The organism is Amycolatopsis sp. NPDC003676 (genome assembly GCF_053587275.1).
In genome coordinates this window covers 1-15,820 of the sequence record NZ_JBSFNS010000108.1, presented here as the reverse complement: position 1 = coordinate 15,820, position 15,820 = coordinate 1, and the positions used below count along the sequence as shown (strand labels likewise).

General features: G+C 67.9%; 18 protein-coding genes. 3 read left to right on the top strand and 15 right to left on the bottom strand.

Going from position 1 to position 15,820, the window contains the following annotated elements:
- Positions 1-2 precede the first annotated feature (2 nt).
- The 10 genes from rplB to ACWDNU_RS37170 all read right to left on the bottom strand — a co-directional run bounded on the left by rplB (position 3) and on the right by ACWDNU_RS37170 (position 8,707).
- The gene (gene rplB, locus ACWDNU_RS37215; protein WP_037816266.1) at positions 3-836 is read right to left on the bottom strand and encodes a 50S ribosomal protein L2; all 834 of its coding nucleotides are present in this window, start codon (positions 834-836) and stop codon (positions 3-5) included.
- 15 nt (positions 837-851) lie between these two features.
- On the bottom strand, positions 852-1,163 hold the full coding sequence (rplW, locus tag ACWDNU_RS37210; protein ID WP_009072304.1) for a 50S ribosomal protein L23: 312 nt from the start codon (positions 1,161-1,163) through the stop codon (positions 852-854).
- On the bottom strand, positions 1,160-1,849 hold the full coding sequence (rplD, locus tag ACWDNU_RS37205) for a 50S ribosomal protein L4 (RefSeq protein WP_344270155.1): 690 nt from the start codon (positions 1,847-1,849) through the stop codon (positions 1,160-1,162). Before rplD ends, rplW begins: the two co-directional genes overlap by 4 nt.
- Before the next feature lie 2 nt (positions 1,850-1,851).
- The gene (gene rplC, locus ACWDNU_RS37200; protein WP_370932197.1) at positions 1,852-2,502 is read right to left on the bottom strand and encodes a 50S ribosomal protein L3; all 651 of its coding nucleotides are present in this window, start codon (positions 2,500-2,502) and stop codon (positions 1,852-1,854) included.
- Between the two features lie 30 nt (positions 2,503-2,532).
- Positions 2,533-2,838, bottom strand: a complete 306-nt coding sequence (rpsJ, locus tag ACWDNU_RS37195) for a 30S ribosomal protein S10 (RefSeq protein WP_003102098.1) — start codon at positions 2,836-2,838, stop codon at positions 2,533-2,535.
- Positions 2,839-3,241: 403 nt separating this feature from the next.
- A complete protein-coding gene (tuf, locus tag ACWDNU_RS37190; protein ID WP_037816270.1) occupies positions 3,242-4,435 on the bottom strand; it encodes an elongation factor Tu in 1,194 nt (397 codons plus the stop codon).
- 127 nt (positions 4,436-4,562) lie between these two features.
- A complete protein-coding gene (gene fusA, locus ACWDNU_RS37185; RefSeq protein WP_043827659.1) occupies positions 4,563-6,662 on the bottom strand; it encodes an elongation factor G in 2,100 nt (699 codons plus the stop codon).
- 63 nt (positions 6,663-6,725) lie between these two features.
- Entirely contained in the window at positions 6,726-7,196 is a 471-nt protein-coding gene (gene rpsG / locus ACWDNU_RS37180; RefSeq protein WP_007031033.1) for a 30S ribosomal protein S7, read from the bottom strand.
- Positions 7,196-7,570: a 30S ribosomal protein S12 gene (gene rpsL / locus ACWDNU_RS37175; RefSeq protein ID WP_003102113.1), complete on the bottom strand. Its 375-nt coding sequence runs from the start codon at positions 7,568-7,570 to the stop codon at positions 7,196-7,198. The genes rpsG and rpsL overlap by 1 nt, the downstream gene beginning before the upstream one ends.
- A gap of 984 nt (positions 7,571-8,554) precedes the next feature.
- On the bottom strand, positions 8,555-8,707 hold the full coding sequence (locus ACWDNU_RS37170) for a hypothetical protein (RefSeq protein WP_344270092.1): 153 nt from the start codon (positions 8,705-8,707) through the stop codon (positions 8,555-8,557).
- Between the two features lie 74 nt (positions 8,708-8,781).
- Between ACWDNU_RS37170 and ACWDNU_RS37165 the strand changes: the two genes are divergently transcribed.
- Complete coding sequence (locus ACWDNU_RS37165) at positions 8,782-9,270, top strand: GNAT family N-acetyltransferase (protein ID WP_449672305.1); 489 nt, start codon at positions 8,782-8,784, stop codon at positions 9,268-9,270.
- Here the strand turns inward: ACWDNU_RS37165 and ACWDNU_RS37160 are convergent.
- From ACWDNU_RS37160 to ACWDNU_RS37140, 5 genes are all read right to left on the bottom strand, one after another.
- Positions 9,263-9,754, bottom strand: coding sequence for an MmpS family transport accessory protein (locus tag ACWDNU_RS37160; protein WP_449672304.1), 492 nt, complete (start codon positions 9,752-9,754; stop codon positions 9,263-9,265). The two genes, ACWDNU_RS37165 and ACWDNU_RS37160, sit on opposite strands and share 8 nt — an antisense overlap.
- A 70-nt stretch (positions 9,755-9,824) precedes the next feature.
- Positions 9,825-10,058 carry a hypothetical protein gene (locus ACWDNU_RS37155; protein WP_182894656.1) on the bottom strand — a complete coding sequence of 78 codons (234 nt, stop codon included), beginning with the start codon at positions 10,056-10,058 and terminating at the stop codon, positions 9,825-9,827.
- Between the two features lie 18 nt (positions 10,059-10,076).
- Positions 10,077-10,514, bottom strand: a complete 438-nt coding sequence (locus ACWDNU_RS37150) for a hypothetical protein (protein ID WP_449672303.1) — start codon at positions 10,512-10,514, stop codon at positions 10,077-10,079.
- Positions 10,515-10,546: 32 nt separating this feature from the next.
- Positions 10,547-12,307, bottom strand: a complete 1,761-nt coding sequence (locus tag ACWDNU_RS37145) for a hypothetical protein (protein WP_449672302.1) — start codon at positions 12,305-12,307, stop codon at positions 10,547-10,549.
- Positions 12,308-12,407: 100 nt separating this feature from the next.
- Positions 12,408-14,270, bottom strand: a complete 1,863-nt coding sequence (locus ACWDNU_RS37140) for a hypothetical protein (RefSeq protein WP_370932202.1) — start codon at positions 14,268-14,270, stop codon at positions 12,408-12,410.
- Between the two features lie 630 nt (positions 14,271-14,900).
- Here ACWDNU_RS37140 and ACWDNU_RS37135 point away from each other — a divergent pair.
- The gene (locus tag ACWDNU_RS37135) at positions 14,901-15,482 is read left to right on the top strand and encodes a YbaB/EbfC family nucleoid-associated protein (protein WP_449672301.1); all 582 of its coding nucleotides are present in this window, start codon (positions 14,901-14,903) and stop codon (positions 15,480-15,482) included.
- Positions 15,479-15,814, top strand: a complete 336-nt coding sequence (locus ACWDNU_RS37130; protein ID WP_370932204.1) for a hypothetical protein — start codon at positions 15,479-15,481, stop codon at positions 15,812-15,814. Before ACWDNU_RS37135 ends, ACWDNU_RS37130 begins: the two co-directional genes overlap by 4 nt.
- Positions 15,815-15,820: the final 6 nt, after the last annotated feature.

Genomic DNA, 15,820 nt, shown 5'->3' with positions numbered 1-15,820 from the left:
GCTCAGCGCTTCTTGCCGGTACGCCGGCGGCGGACGATCAGTTTGTCGGACGGCTTGCTCTTGCGAGTGCGGCCTTCGGGCTTGCCGTTCGGGTTCACCGGGTGGCGACCACCGGACGTCTTGCCCTCGCCACCGCCGTGCGGGTGGTCGACCGGGTTCATCACGACACCGCGGACAGTCGGGCGCTTGCCGCGCCAGCGGTTGCGGCCCGCCTTGCCCCAGTTGATGTTCGAGTGCTCCGAGTTGCCGACCTCGCCGACGGTCGCGCGGTTGCGCACGTCCACGTTGCGGATCTCGCCCGAGGGGAGACGCAGCTGGGCGTAAGGACCGTCCTTGGCGACGAGCTGCACGCGGGCGCCGGCGGACCGGGCCATCTTCGCGCCGCCGCCGGGGCGGAGCTCGATCGCGTGGATCACGGTGCCGACCGGGATGTTGCGCAGCGGCAGGTTGTTGCCCGGCTTGATGTCGGCGCGGGGGCCGTTCTCGACCGTGTCGCCCTGCTTCAGCTTCTCCGGCGCGATGATGTAGCGCTTCTCGCCGTCGGCGTAGTGCAGCAGCGCGATGCGCGCGGTGCGGTTGGGGTCGTACTCGATGTGCGCGACCTTGGCCGGCACGCCGTCCTTGTCGTGACGACGGAAGTCGATCACGCGGTAGGCGCGCTTGTGGCCACCGCCCTTGTGCCGGGTGGTGATCTTGCCCGAGGCGTTGCGGCCGCCGGTCTTGCTCAGCGGACGCAGCAGCGACTTCTCCGGCGTGGACCGGGTGATCTCGGCGAAGTCCGAGACGCTCGAACCGCGACGACCCGGGGTCGTCGGCTTGTACTTGCGGATGCCCATTGTCAGCTCAGTCCTTTACGCGGTGGGTCCGCCGAAGATCTCGATCGCCTTGCTTTCCGGCGAAAGAGTCACGATGGCGCGCTTGGTGTCCTTGCGCTTGCCGAAGCCGGTACGAGTCCGCTTCCGCTTGCCCTGGCGGTTGGCCGTGTTGACGCTGACGACCTTCACGCCGAACACCTTCTCGACCGCGATCTTGATCTGGGTCTTGTTGGCGTCCGGACGGACGATGAACGTGTACTTGTGGTCCTCGAGCAGCCCGTAGGACTTCTCGGAGATCACCGGCGCGAGCAGGATGTCGCGGGGGTCCGGAATGGCGACCGAGCTCACTTCTCGTCACTCCCTTCCGAAACCTCGCTCGAACGCGCGAGGGCCTTGACGACCTTCCCGCGGACGGGGCCTGCCACGAACGCGTCGTAAGCGGCCTTGGTGAACACGACGTCGTCGTTGACCAGGACGTCGTAGGTGTTGAGCTGGTCAGCCCAGATCAGGTGCACGTACGGCAGGTTCCGCGCGGACACCCAGGCGAGCTCCTCGTCGCGGTGCAGGACCACGAGAACGCGCTTGGCCTGGGTCGCGGCGGCGATCGCCGTCTTGGCGGTCTTGGTCGACGGCTTCTCGCCGGAGACCAGTTCCGTCAGGACGTGCAGCTGGCCGGCGCGCGCCCGGTCGGAGAGGGCGCCACGCAGAGCGGCGGCCTTCATCTTCTTCGGGGTGCGCTGGGTGTAGTCGCGCGGCGTGGGGCCGTGCACGACGCCACCGCCGGCGAACTGCGGCGCGCGGGTCGAACCCTGGCGGGCGCGACCGGTGCCCTTCTGCCGGTACGGCTTCTTGCCGCCACCGGAGACCTCACCGCGGGTCTTCGTGTCGTGCGTGCCCTGGCGCGCGGCGGCCAGCTGGCCCACCACGACCTGGTGCATCAGCGCGACGTTGGCCTGCACGTCGAAGATCTCCCCGGGGAGCTCGACGGTGCCGTCGGCTTTACCGGCCGGAGTCTTCAGCTCGACGTTCGTCATCGTCAGTTTCCACCCTTCGCGGCACTGCGCACGAACAGCAGGCCGCCCTTGGGACCGGGCACCGCGCCCTTGATCAGCAGCAGGCCGTCCTCGGCACGCACCGCGTGCACGGTCAGGCCCTGCGTGGTGACCCGGTCGCTACCCATCCGGCCCGCCATCCGCAGGCCCTTGAACACGCGGCCGGGCGTGGCGCAGCCGCCGATGGAACCCGGCTTGCGGTGCACGGCCTGCGCACCGTGGCTCGCGCCCTGGCCCTTGAAGCCGTGGCGCTTCATGACACCGGCGTAGCCCTTGCCCTTGCTGGTACCGGTCACGTCGACCGAAGTGCCGGCCTCGAACACCTCGGCGGTGATCTCCTGGCCGACCTCGTAGGTCTCGGCGTCGGTGGTGCGCAGCTCGGCAACGTGGCGACGCGGGGTCACGCCGGCCTTGTCGAAGTGGCCGGTGCGCGGCTTGTTCACCTTGCGCGGGTCGATCGCGCCGAACGCCAGCTGCACGGCCGCGTAGCCGTCTTTGTCAGTGGTCCGAACCTGGGTCACCACGTTCGGTCCGGCCTTGACGACAGTGACCGGGACGACCCGGTTCTGCTCGTCGAAGACCTGGGTCATGCCGAGCTTGGTGCCCAGGATGCCCTTCATTTGCCTGTCAGACATGAGTTCTTATCTCCGCCGCTCGCCCAACGCTTACTGGATGTTGACGTCGACGCTCGCCGGGAGGTCGATGCGCATGAGCGCGTCCACCGTCTTCGGCGTCGGGTCGAGGATGTCGATCAGACGCTTGTGCGTGCGCATCTCGAAGTGCTCGCGCGAGTCCTTGTACTTGTGCGGCGAGCGGATGACGCAGTAAACGTTCTTCTCGGTAGGCAGCGGCACCGGCCCGACAACACGGGCGCCGGTGCGCGTGACCGTTTCCACGATCTTGCGCGCCGAGGTGTCGATCGCCTCGTGGTCGTAGGCCTTGAGCCGGATGCGGATCTTCTGTCCCGCCATGGTGGCTGCGTTCCTTGTCGTCTCGTGCCGCTTTGTCTCGTCAACCTGGGCCGGAGCCCGGGTTTCAGCAGTTCAACGGCCCTGTCCCCGGTCCACGCGGTCGGGCGTGTCGCGCCCGCCGCACAGACGGATCCCTAAGGATCGTCGTCTTGCCTGGTCTTCCTCTTACGTGAGGAGGCCGCGGGCCGACCTGGTCTGAACAAGCACCGCGGTCGTCCCTACTGGCCTTTGCCCGCTAGCCTCACCCGAAGGAAGAGCTCCACGGACCGTGGCCACTCGTGCCAGGGCGGCCGGAACCCCGAAGAGTTCGGCCGCCCCAGGACGAGCAACCTGAATAGTGTCGCACACGTGAGTTGACGCCCTGAACTCGGGGGTGTATTGACCCGAATTCAGGGCGCCGACGTCACTTGTTGATCTTGGTAACCTGGCCCGCGCCGACGGTCCGGCCACCCTCGCGGATGGCGAAGCGCAGACCCTCGTCCATGGCGACCGGCTGGATCAGCACGACGCTGATGTCCGTGTTGTCGCCCGGCATGACCATCTCGGTGCCCTCGGGGAGGGTCACGACGCCGGTCACGTCGGTGGTGCGGAAGTAGAACTGCGGGCGGTAGTTGTTGAAGAACGGGGTGTGCCGTCCGCCCTCGTCCTTGGACAGGATGTAGACCCGGCCCTCGAACTCGGTGTGCGGGGTGGTGGTGCCCGGCTTCACGACGACCTGGCCGCGCTCGACGTCCTCGCGCTTGATGCCGCGCAGCAGGAGGCCGACGTTGTCGCCCGCCTGGCCCGAGTCGAGCAGCTTGCGGAACATCTCGACACCGGTGACGGTGGTCTTGGTCGACTTCTCGCGGATACCCACGATCTCGACCTCTTCGTTGACGTTGACCTGGCCGCGCTCCACGCGACCGGTCACGACGGTGCCGCGGCCGGTGATCGTGAAGACGTCCTCGATCGGCATCAGGAAGGGCTTCTCGAGTTCGCGCACCGGGTCCGGCACGTTGTCGTCGACGGCGTGCATCAGCTCGAGCACGGCGTCGGCCCACTTCTGGTCGCCCTCGAGAGCCTTGAGGCCGGAGACGCGCACGACCGGCGCGTCGTCGCCCGGGAACTCCTGCGAGGACAGCAGCTCGCGGACCTCCAGCTCGACGAGCTCGAGGATTTCCTCGTCGTCGACCATGTCGGCCTTGTTCAGCGCCACGACGATGTAGGGCACGCCGACCTGGCGGGCCAGCAGCACGTGCTCGCGGGTCTGCGGCATCGGGCCGTCGGTGGCCGCGACCACCAGGATCGCGCCGTCCATCTGCGCGGCACCGGTGATCATGTTCTTGATGTAGTCAGCGTGACCGGGGGCGTCCACGTGCGCGTAGTGACGCTTCTCGGTCTGGTACTCGACGTGCGAGATGTTGATCGTAATACCGCGCTGCTTCTCTTCCGGCGCGTTGTCGATCTGGTCGAACGCACGGGCCTCGTTCAGCTCCGGGTACGCGTCGTGCAGAACCTTGGTGATCGCCGCGGTCAGCGTGGTCTTGCCGTGGTCGACGTGACCGATGGTGCCGATGTTGACGTGCGGCTTGCTCCGCTCGAACTTCGCCTTCGCCACTGGAATGTCCTCCTGGACTGGATTTGCTTTGTGCTCGCGGGGCAGCGTGGCTGCCGCCCCGCGAATGTTCCTTCGTCGTTGCTGCGGACGTTCAGGAGAGTCCCTTAATGCCCGCGAGCGGAGGGGATTACTCCCCCGTCGCCTTCGCGATGATTTCCTTCGCGACGTTCGCGGGAACCTCGGCGTAGGAGTCGAACACCATGGAGTAGTTCGCCCGGCCCTGGGTACGGGACCGCAGATCGCCGACGTAGCCGAACATCTCCGACAGCGGGACCAGTGCCTTCACGACACGGGTACCGGCGCGCTCCTCCATGGCCTGGATCTGGCCACGGCGGGAGTTGAGGTCGCCGATCACGTCACCCATGTAGTCCTCGGGAGTCGTGACCTCGACGGCCATCATCGGCTCGAGGATGACCGGGCCGGCCTTCTTCGCGGCTTCCTTCATCGCCATGGAACCGGCGATCTTGAACGCCATTTCGGAAGAGTCGACCTCGTGGTACGCGCCATCCAACAAGGTGAACTTCAACCCGACGAGCGGGTAGCCGGCCAGCACGCCGTACTGCATGGCGTCCTGTGCGCCCGCGTCGACCGACGGGATGTACTCCCGCGGCACGCGGCCACCGGTGACCTTGTTGTCGAACTCGTAGAGAGCACCGTCGGTGCGCTCGAGCGGCTCCAGCTTCACGATGACCTTCGCGAACTGGCCGGAACCACCGGTCTGCTTCTTGTGGACGTAGTCGAGCTTGTCCACGGTCTTCTTGATGGTCTCGCGGTAGGCGACCTGCGGCTTGCCGATGTTCGCCTCGACCTTGTAGTCGGACTTCATCCGGTTGACCAGCACCTCGAGGTGCAGCTCGCCCATGCCGGCGATGATCGTCTGGCCGGTGTCCTCGTCCAGGTTGACCTGGAACGTGGGGTCTTCCTCGGCCAGCTTCTGGATCGCCAGGGAGAGCTTCTCCTGGTCGGCCTTGGTCTTCGGCTCGATGGCCACCTTGATGACCGGGTCCGGGAAGGTCATCGACTCGAGAACGACCGGGTTCTGCGCGTCGGCCAGGGTGTCACCGGTGGTGGTGTCCTTCAGGCCGATGACCGCGTAGATGTGGCCGGCCAAAGCCTCGTCGACCGGGTTCTCCTTGTTGGAGTGCATCTGGAAGATCTTCCCGATGCGCTCCTTGCGCTCCTTGGTCGCGTTGACGACCTGTGCGCCGGAGGCGACCTTGCCCGAGTAGACCCGGATGTAGGTCAGCTTGCCGAAGAACGGGTGCGCGGCGATCTTGAACGCGAGCGCGGAGAACGGCTCCTCGGTCGTCGCGTGCCGGGTGACCGGGGTCTCGCCGTCCGGCAGCAGACCCTCGACCGGCGGCACGTCCAGCGGCGACGGCAGGTAGTCGATGACCGCGTCCAGCATCGGCTGCACGCCCTTGTTCTTGAACGCGGAGCCGGCCAGGACCGGGAACGCCTCGCGGGTGACGACCAGCTTGCGGATGCCGCCCTTGATCTCGTCCTGCGTCAGCTCTTCGCCCTCGAGGAACTTCTCCATCAGCGCGTCGTCGGTCTCGGCGACGGCCTCGATCAGCTTCTCGCGGTACTCGGCGGCGCGGTCGGCCAGCTCGGCCGGGATGTCCTCGACGGAGTAGTCGTCGCCCTTCTGCACCTCGCCGCGCCAGACCAGGGCCTTCATCCGGACCAGGTCGATGACGCCCTCGAACTCGTTCTCCGCGCCGATCGGCAGCTGGATGGCCAGCGGCCGGACGCCGAGGCGGTCCGAGATGGTCTGCAGGGTGTAGTAGAAGTCCGCGCCCAGCTTGTCCATCTTGTTGACGAAGCAGATGCGCGGGACGTCGTACTTGTCCGCCTGCCGCCAGACCTGCTCGGACTGCGGCTCGACGCCTTCCTTGCCGTCGAAGACGGCGACCGCGCCGTCGAGCACCCGCAGGTTGCGCTCCACCTCGACGGTGAAGTCGACGTGCCCGGGGGTGTCGATCAGGTTGATCTGGTAGTCGTTCCAGAAGGTGGTGGTGGCAGCCGAGGTGATGGTGATGCCCCGCTTCTGCTCCTCCTCCATCCAGTCCATGGTGGCGGCGCCGTCGTGGACTTCGCCGAGCTTGTAGTTGATCCCGGTGTAGAACAGGATCCGCTCGGTGGTGGTGGTCTTACCGGCGTCGATGTGCGCCATGATGCCGATGTTGCGGACCTTGTTGAGGTCGGTCAGCACTTCACGTGCCACGAGAATGTTCCCCTGTCTCGAACGTGGGGCCCGGCATGGCTTCTATCGGCAGCCGGGCGGTCATCACCAGCGGTAGTGCGCGAAGGCCTTGTTGGACTCGGCCATCTTGTGCGTGTCTTCGCGGCGCTTGACGCTGGCGCCAAGGCCGTTGCTCGCGTCCAGCAGCTCGTTCTGCAGCCGCTCGATCATCGTCTTCTCGCGGCGGGCCTGCGAGAACGAGACCAGCCAGCGCAGCGCCAGCGTGGTGGAGCGGCCGGGCTTGACCTCGATCGGCACCTGGTAGGTGGCGCCACCGACGCGGCGGCTCTTCACCTCGATGGTGGGCTTCACGTTGTCGAGCGCGCGCTTCAGCGTGACGACCGGGTCGGTGCCGGTCTTCTCGCGAGCGCCTTCGAGAGCGCCGTAGACAATGCGCTCGGCCAGGGACCGCTTGCCGTCCTTCAGCACCTTGTTCACCAGCTGGGTGACCAGCGGGGAGGCGTAGACGGGGTCGGAGATCAGCGGCCGCTTCGGCGCCGGACCCTTGCGAGGCATTAGCTCTTCTCCTTCTTCGCGCCGTACCGGCTGCGCGCCTGCTTGCGGTTCTTCACACCCTGGGTGTCGAGCGAACCGCGGATGATCTTGTAGCGAACACCCGGCAGGTCCTTAACCCGGCCGCCGCGCACGAGCACCATCGAGTGCTCCTGGAGGTTGTGGCCTTCACCCGGGATGTACGCGGTGACCTCGATACCGCTGGTCAGCTTCACACGAGCAACCTTGCGCAAGGCCGAGTTCGGCTTCTTGGGAGTCGTGGTGTACACGCGGGTGCACACGCCACGACGCTGCGGGCTCCCCTTGAGGGCCGCGGTCTTCTGCTTGGCAGCCTTGTCCTGGCGGCCCTTGCGGACCAGCTGCTGGATCGTGGGCAATGGACCAGCTTCCTGTCGTGATCTTGCTTCTTCGTGTCTTCACCGGTCCCCGCGGTCGGGCGTGTCGGCCCGCGTCACGGTCTCTCGACCGGTAACTTCCCGGAGGGATTTTCCGTCGGAACCCCACGTGGCGAGGCTGGTGAACCGGGTGCAAAAGCACCCCGCTCATGCCCAACGGCACGCGGAGCGGCCCGACGCCTGCCGGGCACGGTCTCCAAAGATACCCGTCCACTCGCGGAGCGGTCCGGGCGGGGGGTCGCTACGGTCGCCGACCGGTCATCGTAACCCCAGATCGGGGCCTTGGGACGGCGCCGCGCGGGACTTCCCGGCATACAGAACGCCGGGCTCCGGGAGGCTATTCCGGAGCCGGTTCCCGCGGTCAGGGCGCACTCGGGTTCGCATGCCGGGACGGGGCGACCAATGAATGGACTCGCGCCGGACCCCGCGCGCCGGACCCCGCGGCTTCCCGCGCCCCAATGGGGCGTTCGGTGCGTTCAGCGCACCCAATGCGGCGTTCGGTGCGTCAGATGCACCCAATGCCACATTGGGGTGTTCTCAGCGGCGCGGCGTGTGGCGGGTTCGTTGTGGCGTGCTGGCCAGGGGACGCGGAGCACAGCCTGGCGAGACGGGCGGTGTGGCTCCGTTGCCGCGAAAAGTCCGTGAGGGGAACCCTGAGGGAATCAGAGTTCCTCAGGGTTCCCCTCACGGACCTTCGGCATCGCGCTCCTGGCGTGCGCCAGGCCCATCGGCGGCAAGACCCCTGCGCACCGCCGACACCGCGCCCCGCTGCCGAGAAAGCCCGTCTGGGCGGTTCGCCCGGAAGACGCGGCGGCGTTAAGAACGTGAGAGAAATTCTTCGGCGGCAAGGAGAAGAGCCGCCGGCTGTTCCACAATGGACTCGCGTCCCGGGGTGACGATCACCTCACCGGGGCGCGGCCGCGAAACCCGGCCCGGCGGTGTGCACCCGCCGGGCCGGGCCGCGGGTCAGTCCTCGTCGGGCTTCGCGTGGTCGGGCTTGCCCGGGTTGGGGTCGCGCGACAGATCGATCAGCGGGTGCACTCCAGCCCCCTCCGGCGCGGCATGGCTGCCGCCGGTCTTCTTGTCCCCCGGCTGGTCGACCTTCTCGCTGCCGTCCATGTCGCCTCCTCGTTCGGTTCCCCTGCCGTTCTGCACGGTACCTGCCGGGGAAATCGGTGGACGGACTCCCCAAGATGAGGGACGTGGACTGGAAGATCAGCGAATTCCCGGCCGAACACCCCGACGCGGCGGCGATCCTGCGCGAGTACATGGACGAGCTGGCGTCGCGGTACTACGGCCGCCCGGCGACGCCCGCCGAGGTGGACGCGGCGCTCGCCGACGAGCCCAGCGACGGCCTCGTCGCGCCGACCGGGGCGTTCCTTTTGGCTTATCGCGAGGGGAAGCCAGCCGGTTGTGTCGGCGTCCGGGTGGTCGAGCCCGGGCTGAGCGCGTTGACGAAGGTGTACGTGCGCCCGGAGCATCGCGGGCACGGCGGCGGCAAGCTGATCGTCGCGGCGACTGAAGAAGCGGCGAAGCGGCTGGGCTCGACCCGGATGCGGCTGGACACCCGGGACGACCTGGTCGAAGCACGCGCGCTCTACGCGTCGATGGGCTACGCCGAGGTCGAGGCCTTCAACGACGACCAGTACGCCGAGCACTGGTTCGCCAAGGACCTCAGCTGAGCCGTCCCGCACAGTTGGCCACCTCGCCGTCCGCGGCTTTCGCGGACCGCGCCAGCACGCCGTTCACCGAGATCCGGCATTCGACCGCGCCGCTCGACTGGCCCATCAACTGCACAGTCGGCGCGACGGCGGTCTTCGGCCAGGTCAGGGTCTTGCTCCAGGGCAACGGCACCGACAGCTCCTGGTGCACCAGGCCGAGGCCGTTGTCGTCGTAGACCACGGTGGCGGTGCCGGAGCCAGCGAGTTCGTAAGTGATCTGCCAGCTGGACGGCGCGGGCGCGACTGGCGCGGTGGACGTCGTCGGGGCCAGGGTGCGGGTGATGGTGCGGTCTGGGGCGCGCTGCGGCACTTCGGCGGTCGGCGCGGATATCGCGGCCGGAGCGGGCGTTGGAGCGTCGCCGGTGCCGAGGATCACCACGATCGCGGCGACGGCGGCCACCGCGATGCCCGCGATCGCGAGCCTGCCGATCAGCTGTCTGTCCATGTTCCTCGTTCTTTCGCCGGGAGCCGCCGGTGGTTCCCGGGGACGAGGGGAACCACCGGCGGAGACGGGGTCAGCCGGGCAGGATCCGGCCGGGAACGCCGTTCAGCGACTGGATCAGGCCCAGCACCGGGACGCCCAGCGGCGCGAACGTCCAGATGTTGTTCAGGTTCGACGTGTCCGGCTCGTCGACGACGGTGACACCGGGCTGGTCCTGCGTCGCGGCCAGCGCGGGCGCGGCGGCGCCGAGCACGGCGGCTCCGGCGAGCGCGGTGGCGGCGACAGCTCGGACGACGGTCTTTTTCATGGCTTTCTCCTTCTGTGCTCAGGAAACGGCGGTGATGGCGTTGAACACCGGCGCGAGAAGCTGGGCCGGGGCTTGGGTGGTCGGGCCGAGGAGGCTGCCCGCGTCGAGGCCGGGGACGACCCAGACCGACGGGCCGCCGCCGGTCGGTGCTCCCGGGACGCCGGGCAGGCCCGGGGTGGGCAGGTTCGGCACGGAAGGCAGCGAGGGCAGGCCACCGGTCGGGAGGGACGGGAGGCCGCCGGTCGGCAAGGACGGCAAACCGCCAGTCGGCAGCGACGGCAAGCCGCCGGTCGGGAGCGAGGGCAGGCCGCCCGTCGGCAACGAAGGCAGGCCAGCGGCGGGCTGAGCGGCGGCGGACGTCTCCGGGGTGGCGGCGTTGGCCGCTCCCCCAGCGAATCCGGCGAACGCCCCGGCCGCGGCGAGCGGCAGCAGGATCCGGGCGGCAATGCGTTTCATCAGGGGTTTTCCTTTCTTCGGGGTTTTTCGGGTCAGCGGAGCGCGCCGCTGATCGGGACGATGGTTCCGTCGGGGATCCACTGCCCGGCGTAGTCGCGCGCGGCCTGCATGCCGGGCGCGTGCGGTTCGCCGGGGTACATCGGCATCGCGTTGACCTGCGCGGCCGCGAAGAGCTGCACCTCGCCGTTCACCGCTGTCCACTGTGGACCGAGCCAGGTCCGGAAACCGCCCAGCGACGGGCTTTCCCCGCCGAAGCTGTTGCCGACGGCCACCGCGTAGCTCACCGCGAGCTGGTCGCGCGGGTCGAAGCGCAGCGGCATGGCCGCGCTGGCGACGGTGTTGACGATGGGTCCGTTGAGCAGCCACGGCGCGAGGTACAGGCCGAACTGGTGGGTCGGTTTGAGCCGCTGCGATTCGGCGGCGCGGCTCATCGCGAGGTATCCGTCGCTCCAGCCGGAGACGACCACCAGCGCGGTGTCGGCCGCCGCGTCCGGGCGCACCGGCAGACCGACGCGCGCGGCGGTCTCGCGGACGAGCTGCGCGGCTTGCACCCCACGCGGCGACTTGTCTTCGACCAGCGTGATCGCCGACGGCTTTCGCGGAGCGAGAAACTCGACCAGCTTCACCAGCGAACCGCGGTCCTCCGGTGACAACGCGTCCGAAGGACAACTGGTGAGCACGTCGCGTTTCTGCGCCACCAGGCCGCCGAGTGCGGCTTCCGCGCATTCCGGCGCGTCGGCGTCCGAAACCGCCGGACCCGTCTCGGTGCCCGCGTCGACGTCGACCGTGGTGGTCGCGTCGCCCTTGCGCACCACGAGAGTGCTGCGTCCGGCCGGAAGCTCGACCTCGGCCCAGCTGCCTTCCGCACCGGCCCGCGCCGCCGCGGTGGTCACGATCCCGCCCTCGACGCCAGCGGACAGGTCCGTCCCCGCACTCGAAGGGAAGTGCACGAGATTGCGCCCGGGCCGGTGCGGACTGACCAGCACCGGCACGGTCGCGCCGCCGACTGTCGCGTCGGCCAGCACCGGCACCCCGGGCACGGGCAGCGGGGCTGGCTGCGGCACCGCGGCAAGCGCGCTCCACGCGACGAAACCGAGTGCGACACCGGCGACGCCGTAGCGGTAGCCACGAATGGAAGCGTTGCGAGACAACAAGATTGCCGACACGACGGTCACTGCTGCGGGCAGCAGGACCACCGCGATCAGCGAGATACCGAAGAGCGTTTCGTACAGCCGTCGGTCGAAAGCGACCCCGGAGACGCCGAGTTGCACGACGCCTGCGAGCGTCAACAGTCCGGCGAGACTCACCGACAGCGGACCGACGCGCAACGGCGTCGAGCGCCACTGCTCCACCGGCACCCAAGCCGACAACAGCGTCACGCCGAACCAGAGCGCGGCCGCGGCGACGTACACGGTGTCGATAGCGAAGGAGATCCCCGCGCCATCGACGGAGGTCTCCAGCACCACGAGCACGACCAGCGCGAGCGAAGCCCAACGGCCCGCCGAGGGCCACCGCAGCAGCACCGGCACCGCCAGCGCGAGCACAACGTGGACGATCAGCGCGACGAGGTTGACGTCGACCGTCGCCGCCGACACCGCGGCCAGCACCGCCGAACCGACGCCCAGCGCGCCGGTGGTGATCCACAGCTTGCGCGGCAGCGGGCCGACGAGCGGGCGCAGAATCCCGGCACCGGCGAGGAATGCCGTCGCCAGCAGCAATATCAACCGCAGCACCAGCGCGGCACTGTCCACACCGGACGATCCGGTGGCGACCGGAGTGACGTGGTGATCCATGGAGACCTTCCGGACTTGTCCTCGGGGCCGGTCCGTGAAGGGCCCCTTGAGGGAATCTGATTCCCTCAAGGAGTCCTTCACGGCACGCGTCCAGCGGGAGTTACTTCACGTTCTGGTCGGCGACCACGAACAGCTCGGAGTGCGGCTTGGCGTTGCCGAAGTCCCCGTGCGGCCACGACTTCCGGTTGAAGTTGAGGCCGACCTGCCCGGTGAACTCGTCGCGGAAGTTCTGATCGACCGCGAGCTTCCCGTCCGGCGAGAGGTTCAGCAGGTTGACCTTGTGGTCACCGTCCAAACCGGACCGGGCGACGAAGTAGTTCGACACCGCGATGTGCTGCGGCTGCTCGGTTTCGTGGTAGAGACCGTCCTGGCCGAGCGCGAAGTTGTCGTACGCGCCCCAGTGCGGGCCCGCCCCGGGAACACCCGGGTTGATCGGCGCGGAACCGACGACGGTCGGCAGGTCTCCCCCGCCGCCCTGCTGCGCCTTCTCCTTGGTGTCGACGCGGCCCTTGATGTCCTCGACCTTGTCGCCGGCCGCGACCAGCTTCTGGATGTCGAGCACGTACACGCCGCCGGTGGTGCCGGGGTCGTCCGGGCCGAGCGCGCCCTTCTGCCTGCCCTGCACCGCGTGGTACAGGAACCGGTCGTCCGGGCTGGTCTGCAGCCAGCCGCCGTTGGAGCTCGCGCCGTTCGAGTCGTTCTGCGAGTAGATCGGCTTGCCCGCGGTGCCGTCGTCGAAGACCTCGATCCAGTGCGGATCCTTCGCCGTGATGTCCGGCGTGTAGAAGATCGCGCCGCCCTGCATCGTCTCGGCGAACGCGCCCTTGTGGCCGGGCTTGTTCGTCACCGTGGTCTCCATGACCGCGCGGCTTTCCGAGTGCAGCGGATCCGCCGGGTTCGCCCGCGGGCCGTCTTGCAGGTAGGACACCGCCTTCAGCTTCGGGTGATTGCGGTCGGAGATGTCCCAGGTGCGGATCGTCGGCCGGCGCAGATACGGCGACGGCTGCTTCACCGGGTCGAGAATGATGTTGCGCGGTTCGGCGTAGTCACTGGTGACGAGGGTGTTGAGATCCTCGCGCGCCTGAACGCCGTGCGGGTTCGCGCAGGACGGTTTGCCCAGCTGTGGCAGGTTGTCGCACAGCTTCGCGTTGTCGCCCTGCGGGGTCGCCGCCGGATTCTGCGACAGCACCTGCGCGTTCTGGTCGAAGTGCACGACCTCGCCCGGGCTGCCGGCGAAACCGTTGCCGATCTGCGTGGAGCCGTCCTGGTACGCGTACGGACCGGGCACGACCGGACCGCCCATGTACGTGCCGTAGGCGGTGCCGTCCTTCAGCACCCAGTACGCGTCCGGCACAGACCCGCCGAGCGTCTGCGTCGGCAAGCTGATGCCCTTGAGTTTCAACTGTGGCAACGCACTTACGTCAAACGCGTACGTCGCCGCGGCGAACAACGCGCCAGCGTAAATCGTGTCGCCCTTGTGCCACACGTACTGCATGTGGTGCGGCTCGTTCTCGACGAGCGGCCCGACGGTCGCGGTGTTCACCACCTTGCCGTACGTCGGCGAGCCCTGCGTCGCGTCGATCACCGCGAGGAAATCGGGGCCAGGCAAGGCATTCTTGACTTTGCCGAGGCCGCCGCCGAGCGAACCCGGCAGGTTTTTGACGTCCTTCACCGCGGTGTCGGCGATGTTCTCGTCGCCGGCCCAGACCAGCAGCCACTTCTTCGGCGTGCCGTCGGCGGAACGCGCTTGCGCGGCAAGGTCTTTGCTGACCAGGTGGTTCTGCACCCAGTACTGCTTGCCGTCGGACGCGGTTTTGGCGTCGGTGACCACCTGAACGTCGGCGTAAGCGCTGGTGGTCGACCCGGTGTAGGTCACCGCACCGATCGCGAGCGCGACCGCGCCGGCGACGGTCAGCGCTTTCCGCCATCGGGGCGGGGCGCCCGAGGAGGAGCTGAATCGCATTGTGTCTCCCTGTTTGTGTTCCCGTGAAGCGCCCGCGAAGGCACTTCTTTCCCCGTTCTGAAGGCAGCACGAAACCCGCGCGAAACCCACGCCGAACAGAGAAAGCGTTCATCCCCTCGGGTCAGGCAAACCCGTTGCGGGGCAAGAGAAATCAGCCAGCCGGACGCGGCCGGGAGAAAAGGTCAGGAATCCCTACACAGCGCACTGGCCTGCTGGCGCAGATCCACGTGCAGACGCCACACCAGGGCAACCGGAAAGGACATGCGCGAAATACTCTGGCGAACCGCACGCACTGTCAATGCGGTGATCAATCGTGGGAACGTCGACCGAAGGGGTGAATATCCCACGAACTGGGCCGAGTTGCCCGCCCCTCGCCGCACGACCGGCCGGGGCCGCGGCGCTGACCTGCGATGCTCCGTTCGGCCCACAGTATGTTCGGCGGTTCGGCGTCCAGGGAGGGGCTGTTCGCCCGATATGTTCGTTACCTTTTCGTGACCAAATCCCGGGAACTTTCGTCCCGACCCCGCGATGAATCACCCATGCCGGATTCGCTGACCCTGCGGCGCGAACCTGACAGAAGCGGCATAATCCGCACAGCACGTGACGGACCAGGGGAAGGGGTGACCGCCGATGTCGGCAGAGATGGAACGACTCGTCGCCGAGTTCGACAAGTTCCAGTCGAAGCTCAAGCAGGCCGAAGCGCAGTTCGCGAAAGTCGGCGACATGCAGGAGGAGCTGAACGCGCTCGAGGCCGAAGTGATGTCGCCGGATCGTGCGGTCACCGTCGTCGCGGGCCCGAGCGGATCGATCAAAGACCTCCGGCTCACCCCGGACGCGCTCCGGCAACAGCCCGACCAGCTGGCGACCTCGATCCTGGCGACCCTGCACCAGGCCGTCGCCGAATCCGCTCGCAAGCAGGCCGGGATCGTCGACGAGCACGTGGGCACGGCCTTCGGGTTGAACGTGTCCGATCAGGTCCTGGAAGCTCAGGCAGCTGGTTTGGGAACCACTGTCGAAGAACTGGAGTCCAATCTGCCGGAGGAGCAGCCGCGGCAGGCAGCACCGGCCCGGGACGACGAGGACTTCGCGAACAACGATCTGCTTCGCGACGACAACCGGGCGACTCCGGCACCTCCGCCGGCACCGCCGTCGGCTTCGGCGGGCGACCAGTTCCTCAAGAACTTGTTCGACGACGAAGAGGGGCGCCGATGAGCCCGACGAACGGCGGCCACAAGGTCGACACCGCCGCCCTTGCCAAGTACTCCACCGGACTCGACCGGTACAAGGGCGAGGCGGGAAAGTTCGGCGACCTCATCAACCACGCCGACGTGACCGACAAGTCCTGGGGACTGATCGGGCTGGCAGTCAAGCAGACCTACACAAGCAAGCTCGACGATCTGAAGGAGCTGCTCGAACTTCTCAAGAGCGGCGTCGAATCCTTCCAAGGCAAGGTCAGCAAGGCCGCTGAGATCTACGACGGCCACGAACAAGACACCGTCATGAAGTTCGGCAAATTCGAGACGAAGATCGACGGGCCGCGCTGAGCAGGG